Origin of the sequence: Pseudoxanthomonas jiangsuensis, assembly GCF_010093185.1 — a bacterium.
Classification (GTDB): Bacteria; Pseudomonadota; Gammaproteobacteria; order Xanthomonadales; family Xanthomonadaceae; genus Pseudoxanthomonas; species Pseudoxanthomonas jiangsuensis.
On the sequence record NZ_PDWL01000077.1, the window covers coordinates 1 to 842 of the forward strand.

The window sequence follows — 842 nt, forward strand, 5'->3', positions numbered from 1 at the left end:
GAACTCCGTGCAGCCGTACTGGATGCACTGGAGAAGCATGACACCGGGGCGACGTTTTTTGATGGTCGCCCCGCTGTTTTTGATGAGGCGGATTTTCCGGCAGTTGCCGTTTATCTCACCGGCGCTGAATACACGGGCGAAGAGCTGGACAGCGATACCTGGCAGGCGGAGCTGCATATCGAAGTTTTCCTGCCTGCTCAGGTGCCGGATTCAGAGCTGGATGCGTGGATGGAGTCCCGGATTTATCCGGTGATGAGCGATATCCCGGCACTGTCAGATTTGATCACCAGTATGGTGGCCAGCGGCTATGACTACCGGCGCGACGATGATGCGGGCTTGTGGAGTTCAGCCGATCTGACTTATGTCATTACCTATGAAATGTGAGGACGCTATGCCTGTACCAAATCCTACAATGCCGGTGAAAGGTGCCGGGACCACCCTGTGGGTTTATAAGGGGAGCGGTGACCCTTACGCGAATCCGCTTTCAGACGTTGACTGGTCGCGTCTGGCAAAAGTTAAAGACCTGACGCCCGGCGAACTGACCGCTGAGTCCTATGACGACAGCTATCTCGATGATGAAGATGCAGACTGGACTGCGACCGGGCAGGGGCAGAAATCTGTCGGAGATACCAGCTTCACGCTGGCGTGGATGCCCGGAGAGCAGGGGCAGCAGGCGCTGCTGGCGTGGTTTAATGAAGGCGATACCCGTGCCTATAAAATCCGCTTCCCGAACGGCACGGTCGATGTGTTCCGTGGCTGGGTCAGCAGTATCGGTAAGGCGGTGACGGCGATGGGACGGAAGACCCCGGCACACTACGACATCTTACGGCGGAGACGAAATA

At 57.0% G+C, this 842-nt stretch carries 2 protein-coding genes; both read left to right on the plus strand.

Annotation, left to right across the window (positions count from 1 at the left end):
- A partial coding sequence (locus CSC62_RS17305) for a phage minor tail U family protein (RefSeq protein ID WP_105465003.1) occupies positions 1-384 on the plus strand: 384 nt, incomplete at its 5' end.
- A 28-nt stretch (positions 385-412) separates the two neighbouring features.
- Positions 413-842, plus strand: a 430-nt coding sequence (locus CSC62_RS17310) for a phage tail tube protein (protein ID WP_425502055.1), incomplete at its 3' end; no start/stop codon positions are given.